Annotated in this window: 9 protein-coding genes; 4 read left to right on the top strand and 5 right to left on the bottom strand. The window is 67.8% G+C overall.

All coding sequences use genetic code 11. The annotated features are described in order from the left end of the window. Positions 1-79: 79 nt before the first annotated feature. The 3 genes from AC4BDD_RS25865 to AC4BDD_RS25855 all read right to left on the bottom strand — a co-directional run bounded on the left by AC4BDD_RS25865 (position 80) and on the right by AC4BDD_RS25855 (position 11,831). The gene (locus AC4BDD_RS25865; RefSeq protein ID WP_490687852.1) at positions 80-601 is read right to left on the bottom strand and encodes an SMI1/KNR4 family protein; all 522 of its coding nucleotides are present in this window, start codon (positions 599-601) and stop codon (positions 80-82) included. Next, positions 588-7,619 (bottom strand): polymorphic toxin-type HINT domain-containing protein, encoded by a 7,032-nt coding sequence (locus AC4BDD_RS25860; protein ID WP_490687851.1) that lies wholly within the window; start codon positions 7,617-7,619, stop codon positions 588-590. Before AC4BDD_RS25860 ends, AC4BDD_RS25865 begins: the two co-directional genes overlap by 14 nt. A 147-nt stretch (positions 7,620-7,766) precedes the next feature. After that, the gene (locus tag AC4BDD_RS25855) at positions 7,767-11,831 is read right to left on the bottom strand and encodes a LamG-like jellyroll fold domain-containing protein (protein ID WP_490687850.1); all 4,065 of its coding nucleotides are present in this window, start codon (positions 11,829-11,831) and stop codon (positions 7,767-7,769) included. A 650-nt stretch (positions 11,832-12,481) separates the two neighbouring features. Between AC4BDD_RS25855 and AC4BDD_RS25850 the strand changes: the two genes are divergently transcribed. Then, the gene (locus tag AC4BDD_RS25850) at positions 12,482-12,853 is read left to right on the top strand and encodes a 5-carboxymethyl-2-hydroxymuconate Delta-isomerase (protein WP_490687849.1); all 372 of its coding nucleotides are present in this window, start codon (positions 12,482-12,484) and stop codon (positions 12,851-12,853) included. A gap of 65 nt (positions 12,854-12,918) precedes the next feature. Here AC4BDD_RS25850 and AC4BDD_RS25845 read toward each other — a convergent pair whose 3' ends face one another. Both AC4BDD_RS25845 and AC4BDD_RS25840 read right to left on the bottom strand, forming a co-directional pair. After that, on the bottom strand, positions 12,919-13,587 hold the full coding sequence (locus AC4BDD_RS25845) for a PhzF family phenazine biosynthesis protein (protein ID WP_490687848.1): 669 nt from the start codon (positions 13,585-13,587) through the stop codon (positions 12,919-12,921). Between the two features lie 159 nt (positions 13,588-13,746). Beyond that, a complete protein-coding gene (locus AC4BDD_RS25840) occupies positions 13,747-14,712 on the bottom strand; it encodes a helix-turn-helix transcriptional regulator (protein ID WP_490687847.1) in 966 nt (321 codons plus the stop codon). A 77-nt stretch (positions 14,713-14,789) separates the two neighbouring features. Here AC4BDD_RS25840 and AC4BDD_RS25835 point away from each other — a divergent pair, with 77 nt between their 5' ends. The 3 genes from AC4BDD_RS25835 to AC4BDD_RS25825 all read left to right on the top strand — a co-directional run bounded on the left by AC4BDD_RS25835 (position 14,790) and on the right by AC4BDD_RS25825 (position 17,063). Then, entirely contained in the window at positions 14,790-16,169 is a 1,380-nt protein-coding gene (locus tag AC4BDD_RS25835; RefSeq protein WP_490687846.1) for an FAD-binding oxidoreductase, read from the top strand. Between the two features lie 22 nt (positions 16,170-16,191). After that, the gene (locus tag AC4BDD_RS25830; RefSeq protein WP_490687845.1) at positions 16,192-16,614 is read left to right on the top strand and encodes a hypothetical protein; all 423 of its coding nucleotides are present in this window, start codon (positions 16,192-16,194) and stop codon (positions 16,612-16,614) included. Between the two features lie 65 nt (positions 16,615-16,679). Beyond that, positions 16,680-17,063 (top strand): antibiotic biosynthesis monooxygenase family protein, encoded by a 384-nt coding sequence (locus AC4BDD_RS25825; RefSeq protein WP_490687844.1) that lies wholly within the window; start codon positions 16,680-16,682, stop codon positions 17,061-17,063. The last annotated feature ends 7 nt before the right edge of the window (positions 17,064-17,070 follow it).

Below are 17,070 nucleotides of genomic sequence, written 5' to 3'. Positions count from 1 at the left end.
GAGGCCCCGCCAGGACGCACCTGACGGGGCTTTCAATTTGCTATCGCCACGAAGACAATAATCGAACCTTCTGGGGAGTTCACGCCATAGCGTCCGCCTCGGCATGGTTCTCGGCAATCATCCCTCGGAAGAAATCCGAGAAGGTTCGATATCTTTCGATTTCCCCGCCTGCAAGCCAGATAACCGGCGCCGGTCGATTCAACTCTCTCGTGCACGGCATGACGAGGATATCGATGTCCGTTCGTGACGCACCGATGGGAATCAAGCGGGTGAAGTCATCCCCTCGCTCAATCTCCACCTCATCCTCGATCACACGCACGAGTTCCTCGGCCTCGGCGTAAGCGACACTGCTGAAGTCCGCCGTCCCAAACAGGTCGATGTCCTGCAAGATGGCCGACCAACCGTCCGCATGCAGCAGGAAATCGGCGTACTCAGGGTCCACAGGACAGTGCGTCACTGCAGCAATCTCTGCGATCCGCTCCGGCTCGGCCGGAGGTCGACGTGACTCCTGGCGCCAGAGACCGTCTCGGTCACTGGCCGCCAGCCGGCGCTTAGCCGCTTCCATTTCCGCGAAAAGCGCCGACCAATCAGACACCGCCACCCCTGTTATCCACCAGCACGAACCTCCTGGGGCTGCACCCCACCGGGCAGCGCTGCCCTTGGGCAGAAAGACTGCTGTTCACCCGCTTCGTCATATCAATCCAGGTTGGCGGCTTCCCGTGGCCCAGCCACATCGCATCCGGAGCATGCCCGGCAACGCCAGAGTAAGGAGTTCCAGCCGCCGCCGCACGGCGCCGCTCGCTCGCTGCCTCACGGGCCGCCTCCCTTCTGATGGAACCTGCGGTAGAAACCCGACCAGTGGGCGACATCTGACCCCTCGCAACGGCGTCATTGGCCGCATCTACGTAGTCCGCGAACTGCTGCGCCTCTTCATCTGTGGCCCACTCGGGGATCCTAACCTCGGATTCGCCATTTGCGTTGCAGTTATGAACGAGGACCGGGCTGGTCCCAACCTGCACATAGTACGTGTGGATCCCGCTGACCGTGAGGTCATGTGTGCGCTGGCGCTGCTCGAAATGACGCACCGCCCGGACCGTGATGACGCCGCCGTCCGCGGTGTGCAGAGTCATGCCCGGCTCGAGGTCGCCAGCCTCGATCCACCTGTGCTCCGACTCCACCCAGAAGGGATGGGTGACGGTCGAGATGAGCGCGGCTTCCGGTTTGCCACCGGCCGACTTGTCGCGGTCCGTGGTCACGGTGAGGTCGACGAATTGCTTGTCGTCCTCGGTGACGATGGTGCCGACGACTTCCCGGGTCGTGGTGTCGCCCGACTCCGGGTCGGTGACCGTCACCTTGTCGCCGGTCTTGACGTCCTCGATGGGCTTGGTCGAGCCGTCCGCCAGCAGTACCCCGGTGCCTGGCAGGAAGCTGTGACATGGCACTCCGGCCGAGGCAGTGGCTCCCGCCTTGGTCTCGGCTGCGGCCGCCTTCGGTGCCGCCTTGGCCGGGATGTTGGCAGCCTCGGAGGACGCGGCCTTCTTGGGAGCCTTTCTGAAGAGCGACGTGAAAATCTTCGATATCTTGCCGGTCTTCGCGGTGGCCTTGCCGGTGACGCCGGCGGCACCGGTGGCCCCGGGCAGGAAGGGGAAGAAGAGTTCCGCGACGAAGGAGCCGAAGCCGTATGCGCGGTTGTTCTCCGGTTTGCCGATGGCGTCCTTGAGGGTCTTGTGGACGCTGAAGAGGTTTCTGCCTTCGCGATCAGCCCTGATCGCGTTGGCCTTGTCGTTCTGGCCAAAGAGCCGGTAGGTGCCCTCAGCCAGGTCGTAGGACAAGTCGACGGTCTTGTGGGCGAAGCCCTTGCCGAAGCTCTTGGTTGAGCTCCAGCCGCTATCCCACGCGTCCCCGAGATCGCCGATGGGGTCCCAACCACCGAAGAGACCACCGAAACCGCCGAAGAGACCACCGAAGAACAGCCCGGATGGGTCCGAGAAGGTGGCGGGGCTGTTGTTGCCGTAGGCGTAGCCGTGCAGCTGCTGGGGGTTGCCCGTGTCCATGACCGGGTCGACGGAGATGAACCGGCCGGTCATCGGGTCGTATTCGCGGGCGCCGAGGTGGGTGAGGCCCGTCGTGGTGTCGGTGGTGCCGCCGACGAAGCCCTTGGTGCCGGGCCATGGCTTGTCGCCGCCTTCGCGAACGGCGCCGAAGGGCGTGGTACGGCGCTGGGTCGCCTTCAGGGACGTGGCGTCGATGGCCAGTTCCCCGGTGCCGTGGTGGTCACCGATGGTGAAGGACACCTTGCCGTCGTCGGTGAGGACGGCCTGCTGGCCGCCGCCGAGGTCGGTGTAGCGGGTGGCCTTCGCGGTCGTGGCGCCCTTGGGCAGAGTGATCTCGGTGTGGCCGAGGTAGAGGGTGGTCTCCTTGGCGGTCCTGCCGATGAGCCGGTTCCCGCCGGCGTCATAGACGTACTCGGTGACCTCCGGCGAGCCGTCCTTCCCGGGCTTGGTCACCTTCGCCAGGTGGCCCTCCGGGTCCCAGAGGAGATCCTGGGCGTCCCCGGACAGGGTCCGCTTGGTGGTGTTGCCCGCCTCGTCGTACTCGTAGGTCTCCTTGCTGGTGCCGGTGGGTTCGACGGTGTCGACCTGCTCCAGCCGGTGGGCATGGCTCACGCCGGGGCCGGACGGCGGGTAGTGGTAGTTGCGGACGGCGTTCTTCGCCGCGTCACCCGAGGGGTCGTGCCAGGTCTCGGTGAGACGGTTGCCGGTCTTGTCGTAGGTGAAGGACTGCCAGTACGGGGCCGGGCCGCCCATCTCGCTCGCGGAGGGAGAGGCCGCACATGCCTTGGTCCCCTGGGCCCATGCCTCCGTGGTGCGCCGCAGATAGTCGTAACGGAAGCACTGGGTGTCCGTGCCGGCCTTCGAGGTCTCCGAGATGGAGGTGACATTTCCGGCTGGGTCGTAGCCGTAGCTGACATTCCGGCCCAGACCCGAGCCCTCGGCGCCGACCAGCTGGCTGCCGGCCAGGCGCTGCGTGCCCCACTCGTAAGCGTTGCGCTGCTCGATCTTCTTGACGTCGCCGCTGCCCAGCTCGTACAGCAGCGGCTTGCCGGTGCGGCTGTAGGTGACGGTGGACTTCTCGCCCGCGGGGCCGCTGGTGGACTTCAGCCTGAGGATGTCGTCGTACTCGTAGACGACCGTGCCGCCGGGCAGGGCACCGGCCTTGGGGAAGCTGATGGCCGCCAGGGTCCCGTTGGTGTTGTAGCTGGTTGCGGTCGGATAGGTGCCGGCCAGCGCTCCCTCGGAGGCCGGGATGACGACCTGCGTCATCTTCGACCGGTAGAGCTGGTCGTATTCGGTGGTCTTGGTGGTGTAGGCGTTGCCGTCCACGAAGCGCGTCGAGGTGGCCGGTTGTCCCTTGGCGCCGCTGACGGTGTCGTACGTCTGCTGGGTCAGCAGTGGCCCGGTGGCCGAGTCCTTGCGTACCTCGGTCTGCCGGCCGATGCCGTCGTAGAAGTAGAAGCGCTTGTTGTCGGTCTTCCGCGCATTCGTGGTGGATGTCAGCTGACTGCGGTCGTCGTAGGTACTGCGCGTGGTGCCCTGATCCGGGTCGGTGCCGGCGATCTGGCGTCCGAGCTGGTCGTACTCGTAGTTCCAGGTGTTGCCAGCAGGGTCGGTGAGCTTCTCCAACTGGCCACGAGACGTGTAGCTGTAGCGGGTGGTGTCGGCCGCGGAGTCGGCGTCGCGGGTGTGGTGCTCACGCAGCTCCACCGTCCTGCCCTGGGCATCGGTGACCGTGGTGGTCGCCGTCCCTCCCTCGGGCGGGATCACGGTGACCCGATCGCCGCCATGGATGGTGCGGGTGGTCGACAGCACCGTTCCGCCGTCACCGTTGCCCGCGATCTGCCGGGACTCCGTCTCCCGCCCCAGCCCGTCGTAGGTATGACGGCTCTGCGTCTCCACATTCAGCGCGTTGTCCGGCTGGAACAGCTGTGCCGACGGCTTGACCTCCGCGAAGTACGGGGCGAAGGTCCTGGTGACCAGCCCGCGCTCGTCGTAGAAGGTGTCGGAGAGTACGGCGCCGCCCTCCGGACCGGGGGCCTGCGTCTGCCTCTCGCGCAGCAGGCCGTCGTACACCGTGTACGAAGTGAGTTGCCTGGTCTTCGGACCCAGCGTGGAAGTCGCCACGGCGACCGGCTTGCCTTCGGTGGTGAGGTAGGTGAACTGGTGGTTCGGGGTGTCCCCGCCGGCCTTGGACCGGTTGGGCAGCCACACGCCGGTCGTGCGTCCGAGCGCGTCGTAGGAGTAGTCGGTGCGCTTGCCGTTGATGTCGAACTCGGTGATGGGCTGCTGCCGCACCGGGTCCAGGAGCGTCTTGGCCGTGTAGGCGGTGCTCGCGTCGCCGGGCTTGACCGGCGGGTCGGTGACCGTGACCTGGGTGGGCACCCCGGTGGCCGGGGTGTAGACCGTGGTGGTGGTCCGTCCGTCGGTGCGCTTGGTGCGGGACTGCTCCTTGCCGTCGATGTCGAAGACGACGTTCGCCACGAGGTCGGTGTTGGTCAGCTCCCGGCCGTAGGAGTCGTAGCCGGCCCCGGATTCCAGGTAGGTGGCGGTCTTCCCGTCATGCTTCTTGAGGGTGGCGATTGCGGTCGGGTCACCCTTGGTCGGGTTGGCGCCGAAGGCGCCGCCGTCATAGGCGGTGCGGACGTCGGATATCACGTCCTCGGAGCGGTCGACGGTCGCGCCGCAGGCCTTGGAGACGGATTCGACGCGGGCCGGCAGATCAAGAAGGTTGGCGGAGGTATTGCTGGCGTACGTGGTGCGCACGCAGCTGTCATCAGCGGCGGTCGAGGTGTCCTGGTGGTCGTCCACCTCGATGACCCGGCCCGCGACCGTGTCGTGCTTGGTCGAGACGGCGGAGGTGCGCCACTTGGCCCCTGACCCGCCGTCGAGTGACTCGAACTTCTGCTGTTCGTCGACTCCGGCCAAGTTGGAGGTGACCGTGCCCCAGCTTCGCGTCCGCCGGGCGGTCTCATGGTGCCAGGGCCGGCTGACCGCCTTCTCCAGGATCTTTCCTCCCGGCCCGGAGAACTTCACGGTCTTGTATTCGAAGCCGGCCACCGACTCGTGGTCGGTGATGGGGTCGCCCTCGCCCTCGCCGAGCGAGATCTTCACCGTCTTCGTACGGTCGGAGGAATCCGCCTTGTCACCGTGCATGCCGCGCAGGAAGTAGTGGTCTTCCTGGGACTTCATGCCGCCCGCGCCCTGGCCGCCGGTCTGCATCCGGACATGGCCGTAGCCGCGCCACTGGGACCAGGTCTTGTACTTCTCCTTGGTCAGGCCGTCATCGTCGTCGAAGTGCCATGCGGCTCCGTCGAGATAGGCGTAGCGGGTGACCTGGTCGGGTGCGCCACCCATACGGTCGGTCGCCGTGACGGATTCGACCACGTACTTGTTGAACCACTCCTTGTCCGGGGCGTCACTGGGATCGCCGCCGATGAACTGCGGGAAGCAGCGGGTGGTATTGGTCTCCGGTGTGGGCAGGTCATTGCGGTCGCAGACCGGCGCGGAGTAGTTGACACCGATCTCGCCGCCGCTCTCGTCCGAGACCGTGGACAGCCGGTCCTTGATGAACGGGGCCTTGCCGTCCCCGGTCTTGTCGAGGCGGTTCTGCAGCTGGGTGTAGGCGAAGGTGGTCTTCGGCACGGTGACCGGGGTCGCCGCGGTGTGGCCGACATGTTGGACGGAATCGAGCAACAGCTGGTAGTCGACGTCGGCCGTGCCCCAGCGGTGGGTCAGCTTCCAGGAGTCCGCCTTGGTGTACGAACCGTCCTTGAGTACCTCCGCGGTGACTTCGGTCAGCCGCTTTCGGGTCCAGAACGTCGGCGACAGGCGCCCCTGGTCGCACTTGGTGCCCGCCTTGCAGTTCAGGTCCCAGGGGGTGTCGTACCAGTACTGACGGTTCTTGTCGATGTCGCCCGCGTCGCAGCTGACGCCGCTCGCGGGAATGCAGCGCTCGGTGTTGGTGAAGGTGACCCGGCCCAGGGCCTTGTCCGTGTAGAGGTGGTCGGACCTCAGCCCGTACTCGATCCGGTCCAGATAGCCGCCCCGGGTGTACGGGGTGTCGTCCTCGGCCTTGAGATTCCGGCCGTAGGAGTTGGTCTCCTTGGTGTAGTAATAGGCCGCCGCGTTGCCATGGACATCGACGACATAGTCCAGATTCCAGCGCCATGCCTGCTGGCACCAGGAGTCCTTGAAGGCGTCGGCATGGCACTTCTCCCCCGCGTCGTCCCCGTACACCGGAACGGTCCAGGTGGAGTCGGTGGTCTCCTTGCCGGACGTCCAGCCGTCCAGTTTGTGGTAGCCGAAGTAGTAACGGGTACCGCTGGGGTCGGTCACCACCCAGTACTCGTTGTCGTTGTCCCCGTTGTCACGGGCACCGCTGGTCAGACGCTTGATCCGGGTGCCGTTGTCGTTCTTCAGCTTCCACTCGCCGTCGCCGGCGGGGACCAGCTCGCCGGTACCGCCGTTCAGCGACAGGATCGCGTTGTCATAGCCCCAACACAGGTCACCCGGCTTGTTGCCGTCCGAATTCTTGACCCCGTCCTCCGCACAGGGCTTGTAGCGGCGCTCTATGTAGCCCGGCCACATCTCGAAACCGTCGCCGGCCCAGGAGGACTGGTTGTTGGTTCCTCCGGTACGGCCGTCGATGGAGGCCGAGGAATAGTCGAGCCCGACGCTCGGCTTCAGCCCTCCGGGCACTTCCGGCAGAGCCATGGGGTATGACCAGGTGAAGTCACCGGTGTTGAGGTTGGTGTTCCAGGTCGCCGAGGGTGACAGCGAGGTCGCCTTGAAGTCGCCCTTGGCGCCGGCTTCCCCTGCCGCCGCCGCCAATACGGCCGGTTTGCCGGCGCGCAGCCGCACGGCCTGCGCGGTGAGCGTCTGCTGCTCGGTGTCGTTGACCGCCATGACCGGTGTCGCGCGGTGGCAGGCGGCCCTCGTAGGCGTGGTGAGCGCACAGGCGGGGAGCTCGAACAATCTGAGGCGCGACGCGTAGCCGCCGCCGTACGCCTCGGAGAAGGCGGAGTAGTCGACTCGGATCCCGACACCAGGGTCGGTGGGCGAGTTGGACGCGCGCCGAGGCTGTTCTTGCGGTGTGAGGGTGAACAGCAGGCCGGCCACTCCTGCCCTCTGGGCCTTGGCATGGTCCAGGACCCGGGTCTCGACGGTCCGCGGAGCGCCTCCGGACGCCGATGCATGCCGCTTGCCGGGCTTGGCTGCCGTCAGGGCGATGGGCAGATCTCCCGCGGCGGTGAGCGTGGAGCGGCTGCCGCCGGAGGCCGCGGGGATCCTCACCTTCACGGTGCCCCCTCTGGCCCATCGGGCCTGAGGCGCTCGCTGCGGCACCCTTGGGCCCGTCTGCACCGTGCGGGGCTTGACCTTCCGCTGCCATGAACCCGGGACCGACTTCTCGGCCGTGGGCTTGTCGGGCCAGCCCTTTCCTGTCGCTTGGGCGCCCGGCTGGCTCACCACCTGAATCGCGCCGGCTACCAGCAGGGTGGACGTGGCGAGCGCCACCCGTCTGCGCAGCCCCGCCCCGATGCGGATCCGCGATCTGCCGATCATTCCTCGAAACCATCCCTCGCTGAGGGCACCACCAAGGGACGGGACCGCTCCCGCCGGTGGTGCGCAGGTGAATCAGGAAGTCTGTGCGCGGCACCTGATACGCCGCCGATCGGCGGGCGCATCCGGTGCCGCGTCGTCAAGCCCGCGTCACTCGCTGGGCACTTCGGTGGGCATGTCGAAAGAGGTGTGGGCCAGCCTCGCGACCTGGCCTTCGGTCAGGGCCCCTTGGAATGCCCAGACGTCATCGATCGCGCCAGGCCAGTACTCGCCCTGTCGGTCGGCGGTCTTGGACCGCCCGATCTGGAACGACGTTCCCGCCTTGAAGGTGAGCACGTCGTCCGTCCAGGAGACCCTGTCGGCGCATTCCGGCTCGTCCGGCTTCCCATCGCCGTCCGCGTCGAGGCAACTGCTCTGCTCGAGTTCGCCGTTGACGTAGAGGCTCAGACTCTTGAGGAATCCGTCGTAGACGACCGCGAGGTGAGTCCACTCGGTCGGATCTCTGTGGAGATAGTTGCCGACCTCGGTGGTGGTCTTCGGCGAGCCGTCCTGGTCGGGCGCGGCAAGCTGCCAGTGCCCGGGGACGTCCGGATCCTTGTCGGGTACATAGCGCACGCGGAAGGCGGAGTCATGCGTGCCTTCGGCACTGACCACACTCACCGGGCCGTTCGCCGGTGCGCCGGATGCCTGCGCCCAGGTGGTGACGGTGAAGCTCTTGTCGGTGTCGACCGGGACCTTGCCGGTCCTGGCGGACTGATCGACACCGTTCAGCTGGAGACCGCCGTCGCCGATCTTGCCCGTGCCGATCTTGGCTTTGCCGTACAGGGTGAGAGCGTTGCGTTCCGCGGAGGAGTCGGCGGATGTGGCAGGCGTGCCGGTCGGCTCCTCGAACTGCCAGCGTCCCTTGAGCAGCGGGCTCTGCTTGAACAGCTGCTGTACCTCACCTGCTGAGACCGGGCGGTCGTACAGCCGTACGTCATCGATCCGGCCGGGGAAGAAGTTCCCTGGCTTCTGGTCGTAGGAGCCGGCGCCGATGAACATCGGTCCGCCCGCGTACCAGGCGTCGGCCAGCTTCGCCGACCCGGCCGCCCGGCCGTTGACGTACAGCGTCAGGGTGTTGGCGACGGTGTCGTGAACCCCGACGAGGTGGGTCCAGGTGGAGCCATATGCGTGACTGCCCTCGGGCTGCATGGCACGCACCGCCCCGGCGTCCGGGGCGTCGGAGGTGTGCTGGTTGACCACCCATCGGTCGTAGGTCGCGGAGTAGTAGAGCTCGAAGCCGGCGTTGTGGATACCTCCCTGGGAGAGGGCTACCGCCGATCGGCTGGGCTTGTCCTCAGGAAGCTTGGCCCACAGGGAGACGGCGAAGCTGCGGGAGCTGTTGAGGTGCGGCGCTCCGACGCGGGCGTGGTCGTCCACCCCGTCCAGGGTGAGGGCCTTGCCCTTGATTCCGGGGCTTCCGGGCTTGGCTCCGCCGACCAGGCGTGCGGGGAGCACATCGGCATAACCGGTGACCACGGTCTTGTCCGGGCTGTCAGGGTCCTCATCGAAGGGGAAGACGGCGGTGGCCGGGCGCCCGGGGGCGCCCACCCGCTCCTTGGCGAAGAGCCGGGCCACCTCCTCCGAACTGATGCGCTTGTCGAAGAACTGCAGCTCGTCGATGGTTCCGGGGAAGTACGAATCGGTCTGGCCGCTGTAGGAACCGGCACCGATGCGCAAGCCGCGACGGGCATTCCACGCCGTGGTGTAGCTGGTCTCCCCGACCTGCCGACCGTCCACGAACAGCCGTAGCTTCTTCTCGACCGCGTCGTAGGAGCCCACAAGATGGGTCCACTGACCTGCCTGGACCCCTCCGGACTGGGCCGCCATGGCCCGGACGACGCCCGCGTCAGGATGGTCGGAGGTGTACTGGTTGAACACCCACCGGCCATACGTGGAGGAGTAGTACAGCTCGAAACCCGGGCGATGGTTGCCCGGCTGCGCGGCGATGATCGCCGAGTGGTCCGGGACCTCGGCGAGCTTCACCCAGGCCGAGACGCTGAAGCCCTCGTCGGTGTCGACCACCGGGATGTCCGACTCGGCGTAGCCGGTGGTGCCGTCCAGCTCCAGGGCAGTGCCCAGCACACCGGGCGCACCAGGGCGGGCGCCGCCGTGCAAAGTGGCCTGCCTCGGTGGGGCGGAACCTTTCGCCTCACTGGCGTCAGCGCCTTCGTCCAACTGCCAGCTCGCTCGCTCCGGCTGCCCGGCCTTCACCCGGAACTGGTAGCTGACCTCCGAGAGGTTGCCCGCCTTGTCGATGGCCTGGAATTCCAGGACGTTCAGCCCAGGCTTCGACGGCAGGACGGTGACGGCTCTCGGCGCGCCGTTGACGGTGTCCACCTCGTGCTGCGCCGACGCCTCGTTGAATCCCCACCGGTAGCGGGTGACGTCGGAGTCGGGGACGTCGATGGTGAAGGTTCCGTACTGGCCCATTCCGTCCAGCCACGGCGCGTCCGCCTCGTCCGGATCCTGGTTCGGATACTCCGTCGAGGTCACCCGCGGTGCCGCGGGGGCCTTGGTGTCGTAGACGAAGTAGCAGCTGGTCGACGAGCCCGCCGAGGACCACGGCGAGTACTGGGCACCGTCATAGGTGCGTGCGTACCAGGAGACGGTCTTGTTCGCCGGGAGCGACGACGGCAGCGAGATCGTGAAACTGTCACCCGACTTCTTTCGCGTGGTGAGCCCCGGCTTCCAGCGGGCGATGGTGCCCTTGCCGTCTCCGGCGTCCCAGGCCGCCTGGAACTGCACCTGCACTTGATCGCCATCCGGGTCGGTGATCTCGTTGGCGTAGAGCTCGCCCCGGCTTCGCACGCGCTTGGCCTTGTCCGGCTTCGCACATGCGCCGCCGTACTTCATGCGCAGCTGGCTCATCTTGATCTGCGCGGGCGGCCGGTTGTACTTCACCCGCAGAAACGCCTTGTCCGAGAAGCGCTTCCACGCATACCGGTCCGACTCGCTCCCCGCCCGGAGCCCGAAGGTCGTGGTCGACCATCGCTTGTCCGCGGCCATCTGGACCGTGCTCTTCACATCGAACTCGGCGTCGGCCTCGGCACAGCCTTCGAAGCCGTGAGCGAAGGACCGCTCGGCCAGCTTGTCGATCCAGAATCCGGATGCGTTCTGTGAATTCCACGTCGTGGAGGAGCTGATGCCCTTGGTGCGCCACAACTCCACCTGGCGCGCCGAACACGAGGCGGACCAGGTGTTGGGGACCACGAACTCCGCCGACAGAATCGACTTACCCGCGAAGGCGGAGGTCGGAATCTGGTAGAAGAGGCGCTTGGTGTCGTACGGATTGCAGTAGTACCACTCGCACAGCCCAAGGCCCTCGGTGGACTTGCCATTGAACTTCCACTGCGGGGAGCTCGCCCAGTACTTCGAGGCCATGGTCCACGTCGTCGCCTTCGGCGTGTCCCACCGCGGGTCGATGAAGACCGGATAGACCGTGTCCTTGCCCTTGAGGACCTCGCGGTCCGGGGTCAGCACCAACGCCCCGCCATCGGCGGGAACATCCACACCGATGGCAGCCAGCTTCCCCGACTCACCCGCGCCGGGCTCGTCGTCCGGCGTCCCGTTCCCGCCCGCCACCCCGTGGGCACTGGCCACCTTGGCCTTGCCCGGAGTCGCCGAGGCAGCACCCGGAGCCCGGCTGGAGTCCCACATCACGGGCGTGGACGCCTCGAAGACCGGCGACTTGGCACCGTCGTCCACAGCCTCCAGACCGCCGGTGGTCGTTTCCTTCACCTGGACACCTTCGGCGTCCAGGCTCAGCCGCAGCTTCTCCAGTGCCGGACTGGCCGCCGCTTTGGCGGACTTGACCACCAGCAGCTGCGAGAACCCGTCGGTCTCCGCGGTCAACCGCAGGTCGACTCCCGGCAGGACCTCCGCATAGGTCGCGGTCGGGCCATCCAGGGCCGGATCGGGCAGTTTGCCCGGCCAGGAAAGCGCCAACTGGCGACCCGTCCGGGTCATCCGCACCATCGGGCCGTCGCCACCGCCGGAGAACGCCAGATCCAGCGTGGCAACCTTCGGCGCGAGCACACCATCCGTGGTCCGCGTCAGATCGGTGTCAATCGGCTTCCACTCACCCGCCACCCGAGCCCGCACCGGACGCAGGTGCTCCACCGCCTCCAGATGCCCATCCGGAGTGGCGTAGACCTCGCGTCGCTCGCCCCGCAACGAAGTAACCTCAACGTTCTTCCGCGAGCTCTTCGCCTGTGCAACGGCCTCGTCCTCAGAAAACGCCGTCTTCTGGTCCTTCGAGTCGGTTCCGGACTTCACTTGGGCGGGCGACGACCTCGCGGCGCTCATTTCGTGCGCCCCCGTCGAGGCCACGGCCTGCGCGACTTCACCAGGCAACAACCCTGCGGACAGCGCCACCCCGAGCGTCCCCGCGACCATCCCACCCCAACGGCGCTTTCGCGCGCGACTCAGCATCCCCCTGGCCCTCCCCCGGCCATTTCGCCACTTACATGAAGATCATGTAAGTGTCATGGGTGGAGACCGTAGAGGACCTGTACGTCGGGATCCAGGGCCTCATTTCTGGAAACAAGGGATCTTTTCCCCGCAAACAGGGTCAGACGCAGACGTGAGATGGCTCACGAATTGAAGGTGTTCAGCTACGCTGAGTAATCAGATTCCTGGCCTGCTCGTCTTGCCCGTGTTGCAGGCGGCCGATTTCCTGCATCTCCGCACCGTCGGTTCCGTCGCCGAGGCCGGACGTGTCACGTCAGCTGAACGCACGCTCCCCGGCCTTTGTTTTACGCTGCGTTGGACTCAAGATCGACGTCGTCGCGCCGCCGCGCGCGCCCCTCGACCCGGGAGCATCCATGCCGCACATCGTCATCGACTACTCCGCCCCGCTCTCCGCGGCGTTCGACCGCCGCGCCTTCGGCCTCACGCTGAACTCACTCGTCGCCAAGCACCTTGAGGCGTCCATCGACACGTGCAAGACGCGCTTTCGGAGGATTGAAGAGTCCGTCATCGCCGATGGCTCCCCGGATCAGGCGATGGTCCACATCGAGCTGGCGATACTCTCCGGCCGGACCTCGGAGGTGAAGAGCGAGTTGTCCCGTGCCGTGCTGGACCTCGCCCGCGGTCACGTCCCCGTCCCGGCCGGTACCACCGTCACCCTCACCGTCGATGTGACCGAACTGGACAGCGACTGCTACAGCAAGCAGGTGCTCACTTCGCAGGCCTGAACCACACGGGGCACCGCAGCTGTCACGCCCCGGGCCGGCACCCCGCACAGCGGGGCGGCTCCGTCTCAGCGGGTCAGGGTCGCCTCCAGCCGGACGCGTCCTCCGATTTCGATCACTCCGTCGCGGCCGGGGGCCGTCAGGATCTGCGAACCGCGGCCCTGGCTGATGTGCAGGGCCCGCCCCAGTCTGTGGGTGAGCAGCAGCGCGGCGGCCCCCGTGGCCTCGTCCTCGTCGATGCCGTCGCCGCGCCCGGGGAACGCCCGGGCGCGGATCCGGCCCGCGGCCTCGTCCTGCCAGCCCCAGGCGTACACCCACTCGCCCGGCTCCGGCACGGGCAGGGCGTCGACCTCGGCGGCTGAGGAGAACTGCCGCAGAGTGCGCGGCGGCGCCCACTCCGCCCGGCCGGTGATCCAGGTGAATTCGCCGTCATGGCGCGCGAATACCTCCCCGACAGGCAGCTCCAGCAGCTCCACGTCAAGCAGCCAGGCCGCGCCGACCAGTGGGTGTCCGGCGAACGGCAGCCGCAGTCCGGGGGTGTAGATGTCCAGGACACCGCGCTCCGGGTCGTCGACGAACACGGTCTCGCTGAAGCCCAGTTGCTTGGCGAGGGACTGCCGCGACGCCTCGTCCGGGAAACGCGATCCGTCGCGTACCACCCCGAGAGCATTGCCATGGCGGTGGTCGGGGCCGCAGAAGACGCGGAGCACGTCGATGTCAGTGGTTCTCGGGTTCACCCCGGCATTCAAGCATCCGCGCGGCTCCGCTGAGGAAGGATCACGCGCCGCGGCGGCCCGATCGTGGAGAATCCGCGGGTGGCGCTTCCCGGTCTGGGCATCCGGCTCGGCGCGCGTGTCCTTGCCGAGGTCGGCGACGACAGGTCCCGACGCCGGGTTTCAGACAGCGCCATAGAGTCCGGCCAACTCGGCGACGGCGCGGGTCATCTCCGTGCGGGCCTCGGGAGGGCTGACGATCTGGACGTCGGTGCCGAACTGCAGCAGGTGGCGGACGGCCTCCACGACGGGGTAGGCGACCTCCACCCGCAGCCACTGATCGGTGCCCGCCTCGGGGACAGGTGGCCCGGTGAAGTAGCCGCCGGCGATGCGGGTCACCATGTCCAGCCGCTCGCGGCGCAGCCGGACGGTGACCCTGACGCCTGCGCCGCGGTCCTCCACCTCGCGGCGCAGGTCGTGCCAGATCTGGGCCAGCTCCACGCCGGGGCGGCGGCGCGCTTCGGCTTCGAGGACGCTGACCCGCGAGAGCCGGTCGGCTCTCAGCAGCCGCGGTTTGCCCGTGTGGTCGGCGACCAGGTACCAGGTGCCGGCCTTGGCGACCAGCCCGTACGGGTCGACGGTGTAGGTGCGCAGCGTGGTCTGGCCGCTGTGGCGGTAGCGGACGCGTAGTCGGCGGTCGCTGAGGACCGCGGTGTACAGGGCCGCCAGGTCCGTCTCGGGGCGGGGCGCGGCGTGCCAGCGGTCGGGTTCGACGAGGATGCGGCGGCTGGTCAACTCGGCCGCCGGGCGGTGCGGGGCGGGCAGCGCGGCCATCACCTTGCGCAGCGCGGAGCCGAGGGCCTGGTCGAGGCCGAGCGCCGAATGTGCGCTCTGCGACGCCAGCACGAACAACGCGCGCGCCTCGTCGGTGGTCAGGCCCGTGACGTCGGTGCGGAAGCCGGCCAGGAGCCCGATGCCGCCGTCCTTGCCGCGCTCGGCGTACACCGGGACGCCGGCCGCCGAGAGTGCTTCGACGTCGCGGTAGATGGTGCGCTGTGACACCTCCAGGCGCTCGGCGAGTTCCTTGGCCGGGACCAGTTCACGGTGCTGGAGCAGCAGCACGATCGAGAGCAGGCGGTCGAATTTCACCCGCGCAGAATATGACGGCGGATGTCATATATGCCCATCAAGATCGCTCCTGTTGGCACCGACGAAGGAGCAGGACTGTGGAGCGTAACGACGTCGATTCCTTGGCCGCCCGCTGTGAGGGGCCTGTGTTCTTGCCCGGCCAGGAGGGTTTCGACGAGGAACGCGCCGGCTTCAACCGGGCCGTGCTCCACCGTCCGGAGGTGATCGTCGGCGCCGCGCGAGCCGAGGACGTGGCGGCGGCCGTCGCCTTCGCCGCGGCACACGACCTGCCGGTAGCCGTGCAGAACACCGGGCACGGCTTCTCGGTCACCGCCGAGGGCGGGCTGCTGGTCACCACCCGACGTATGGACGCTGTCCGCGTGGACCCGCAGACCCGCAGCGCGTACGTCGCGGCCGGCGCCCGCTTCGAGCAGCTGATCCCCGAGGCGGCGCGGCACGGCCTGGCGCCGTTGAACGGCTCCGCCCCGCACGTGGGCGTCGTCTCCTACACCCTGGGCGGAGGGCTCGCGCTGCTGGGACGCAGCCACGGCTGGGCCGCCGATCGGGTGCGGGCCATGGACGTGGTGACCGCCGACGGGCGGCTGCGCCACGTCACCCCGGACGCCGAGCCGGAACTGTACTGGGCACTGCTGGGCGGGCGGGACAACTTCGGCATCGTCACCGGCATGGAGTTCAGCCTGGTCCCGGTGGTCCGACTGTACGGCGGCGGGCTCTTCTTCGATGTCTGGCAGACCCCCGGGATCCTGGAGGCGTACCGGCAGTGGACCGCCACGGTGCCCGACGCGATGAACTCATCGGTGGCGCTGATCCCCTTCCCGGACGACCCGCAGGTGCCCAAGCAGATGCGCGGACGCCACGTCTGCCATGTGCGGATCGCCTTCAACGGCTCGCCCGAGGCCGGCGAGCGGCTGGTCGGACTGCTTCGCCAGGCCGGTCCCCGACTCCTGGAAAACCTGCGCGACATGCCCTACGCGCACAGCGCCGACATCCACGACGATCCCCCGGTCCCCATGCCGTGGGCCGCCGACAATGCCTTCCTGGCAGATCTGGACGGCGACACGATCCGTACGATCCTCGACCACACCGGCCCCGGTGCGACGCTCCCGGCCATCGTGGAACTACGCCACCTGGGCGGTTCGCTGGCCCGCCGGCCCGCGCACCCGAACGCCGTCGGCCATCGCGACGCGCGCTTCATGCTGGCGGTCCTGATTCCCCTGACTGGCGTCTCCGAGGCCGACGCGCACGCCTTCCTGGAGCGCATGTCCAAGGACCTGGAGCCCTGGACCATCGGCCGGTTCCTCAACTTCATGGGCCATGGCGAAGCCGCCGATCAGGAACGGACCCGCACCGCCTACACCGCGGACGATCACAGGCGGCTGACCGCTCTGAAGGCCGAATACGACCCCCGGAACCTCTTCCGTCTCAACTACAACATCCCGCCGCGCACCAGCCGGTGACCTCCACTGCTCGGAGACCTCAATGACACCGTCATCCGCGGACGACACCCCGATGAACCCCCACACGCCGGCGCACGCGTACCTGCGTCGCATCCTCACTCTGGACGCCGCCGGAATGATCGTGTTCGGTCTGGTCTACCTCTTCGCTTCCAGCCGCCTCGCCCCGCTCCTGGGCGTCGGTGACCAGCTGCTGCTGACCGCCGGCGGCCTGATGCTGACGATCGGCGTGGGCGTCGCGGCGCTGGCCGGCCGCGCACACCCGCCGACCGGATCGGTGCGGCTCACCGTCGTGACCGGGGTCGCGTGGGTGGTCGCGAGCTACGCCTCCCTCGTCCTCGACTGGTGGGACACCAACGCCGTCGGCGCGGTGTGGACCGTCCTGCAGACCATCCCCGTCGCGGTGTTCGCCATCCTGCAACTCACCGCCCTGCGCGGCAGGGCCTGACCGCCCGCCGACCCACCCGCCCGAGCGAGCGAACCGGGTCGCACCACCTACCCCTGGAGTTCCCTGTGCCCACAGACAGCCGACCCGTCGACCTGCCGGACAACGCCGTCACGTTCATCAACATCTTCGACATATCCACCGAGCACCTCGACGCGTTCATCGCCCAGTGGGAGCAGCGCGCCGCACTCATGAGTTCCAAGCCCGGCTTCATCGACTCCCGGCTGCACCGGGCCCGTTCCTCAAGGGCCCGGTTCCAGCTCGTCAACGTGTCCCACTGGGAGAGCCGCGAGGCGTGGGAGGCGGCAACCGTGGACCCTGACTTCCACCAGCGCGCTCGAGCCGCACAGGACGATCCACGGACGCGGATCATGTCAAGCGCGGACCTGTACGACATCGTCGTCGAGTTCCCCGCCGCGGCAACGGCGGTGGCTCACAGAGCGGCCGTCTGAGCGTCAC

Source organism: Streptomyces sp. JLBT605, assembly GCF_058215555.1.
This window is presented reverse-complemented; position numbering and strand designations above follow the sequence as displayed.

Bases quoted from the DNA above. Each gene is read 5' to 3' on its own strand.
- AC4BDD_RS25860 (WP_490687851.1), bottom strand. From the start codon at position 7,619: ATGATCGGCAGATCGCGGATCCGCATCGGGGCGGGGCTGCGCAGACGG.
- AC4BDD_RS25850 (WP_490687849.1), top strand. From the start codon at position 12,482: ATGCCGCACATCGTCATCGACTACTCCGCCCCGCTCTCCGCGGCGTTC.
- AC4BDD_RS25830 (WP_490687845.1), top strand. From the start codon at position 16,192: ATGACACCGTCATCCGCGGACGACACCCCGATGAACCCCCACACGCCG.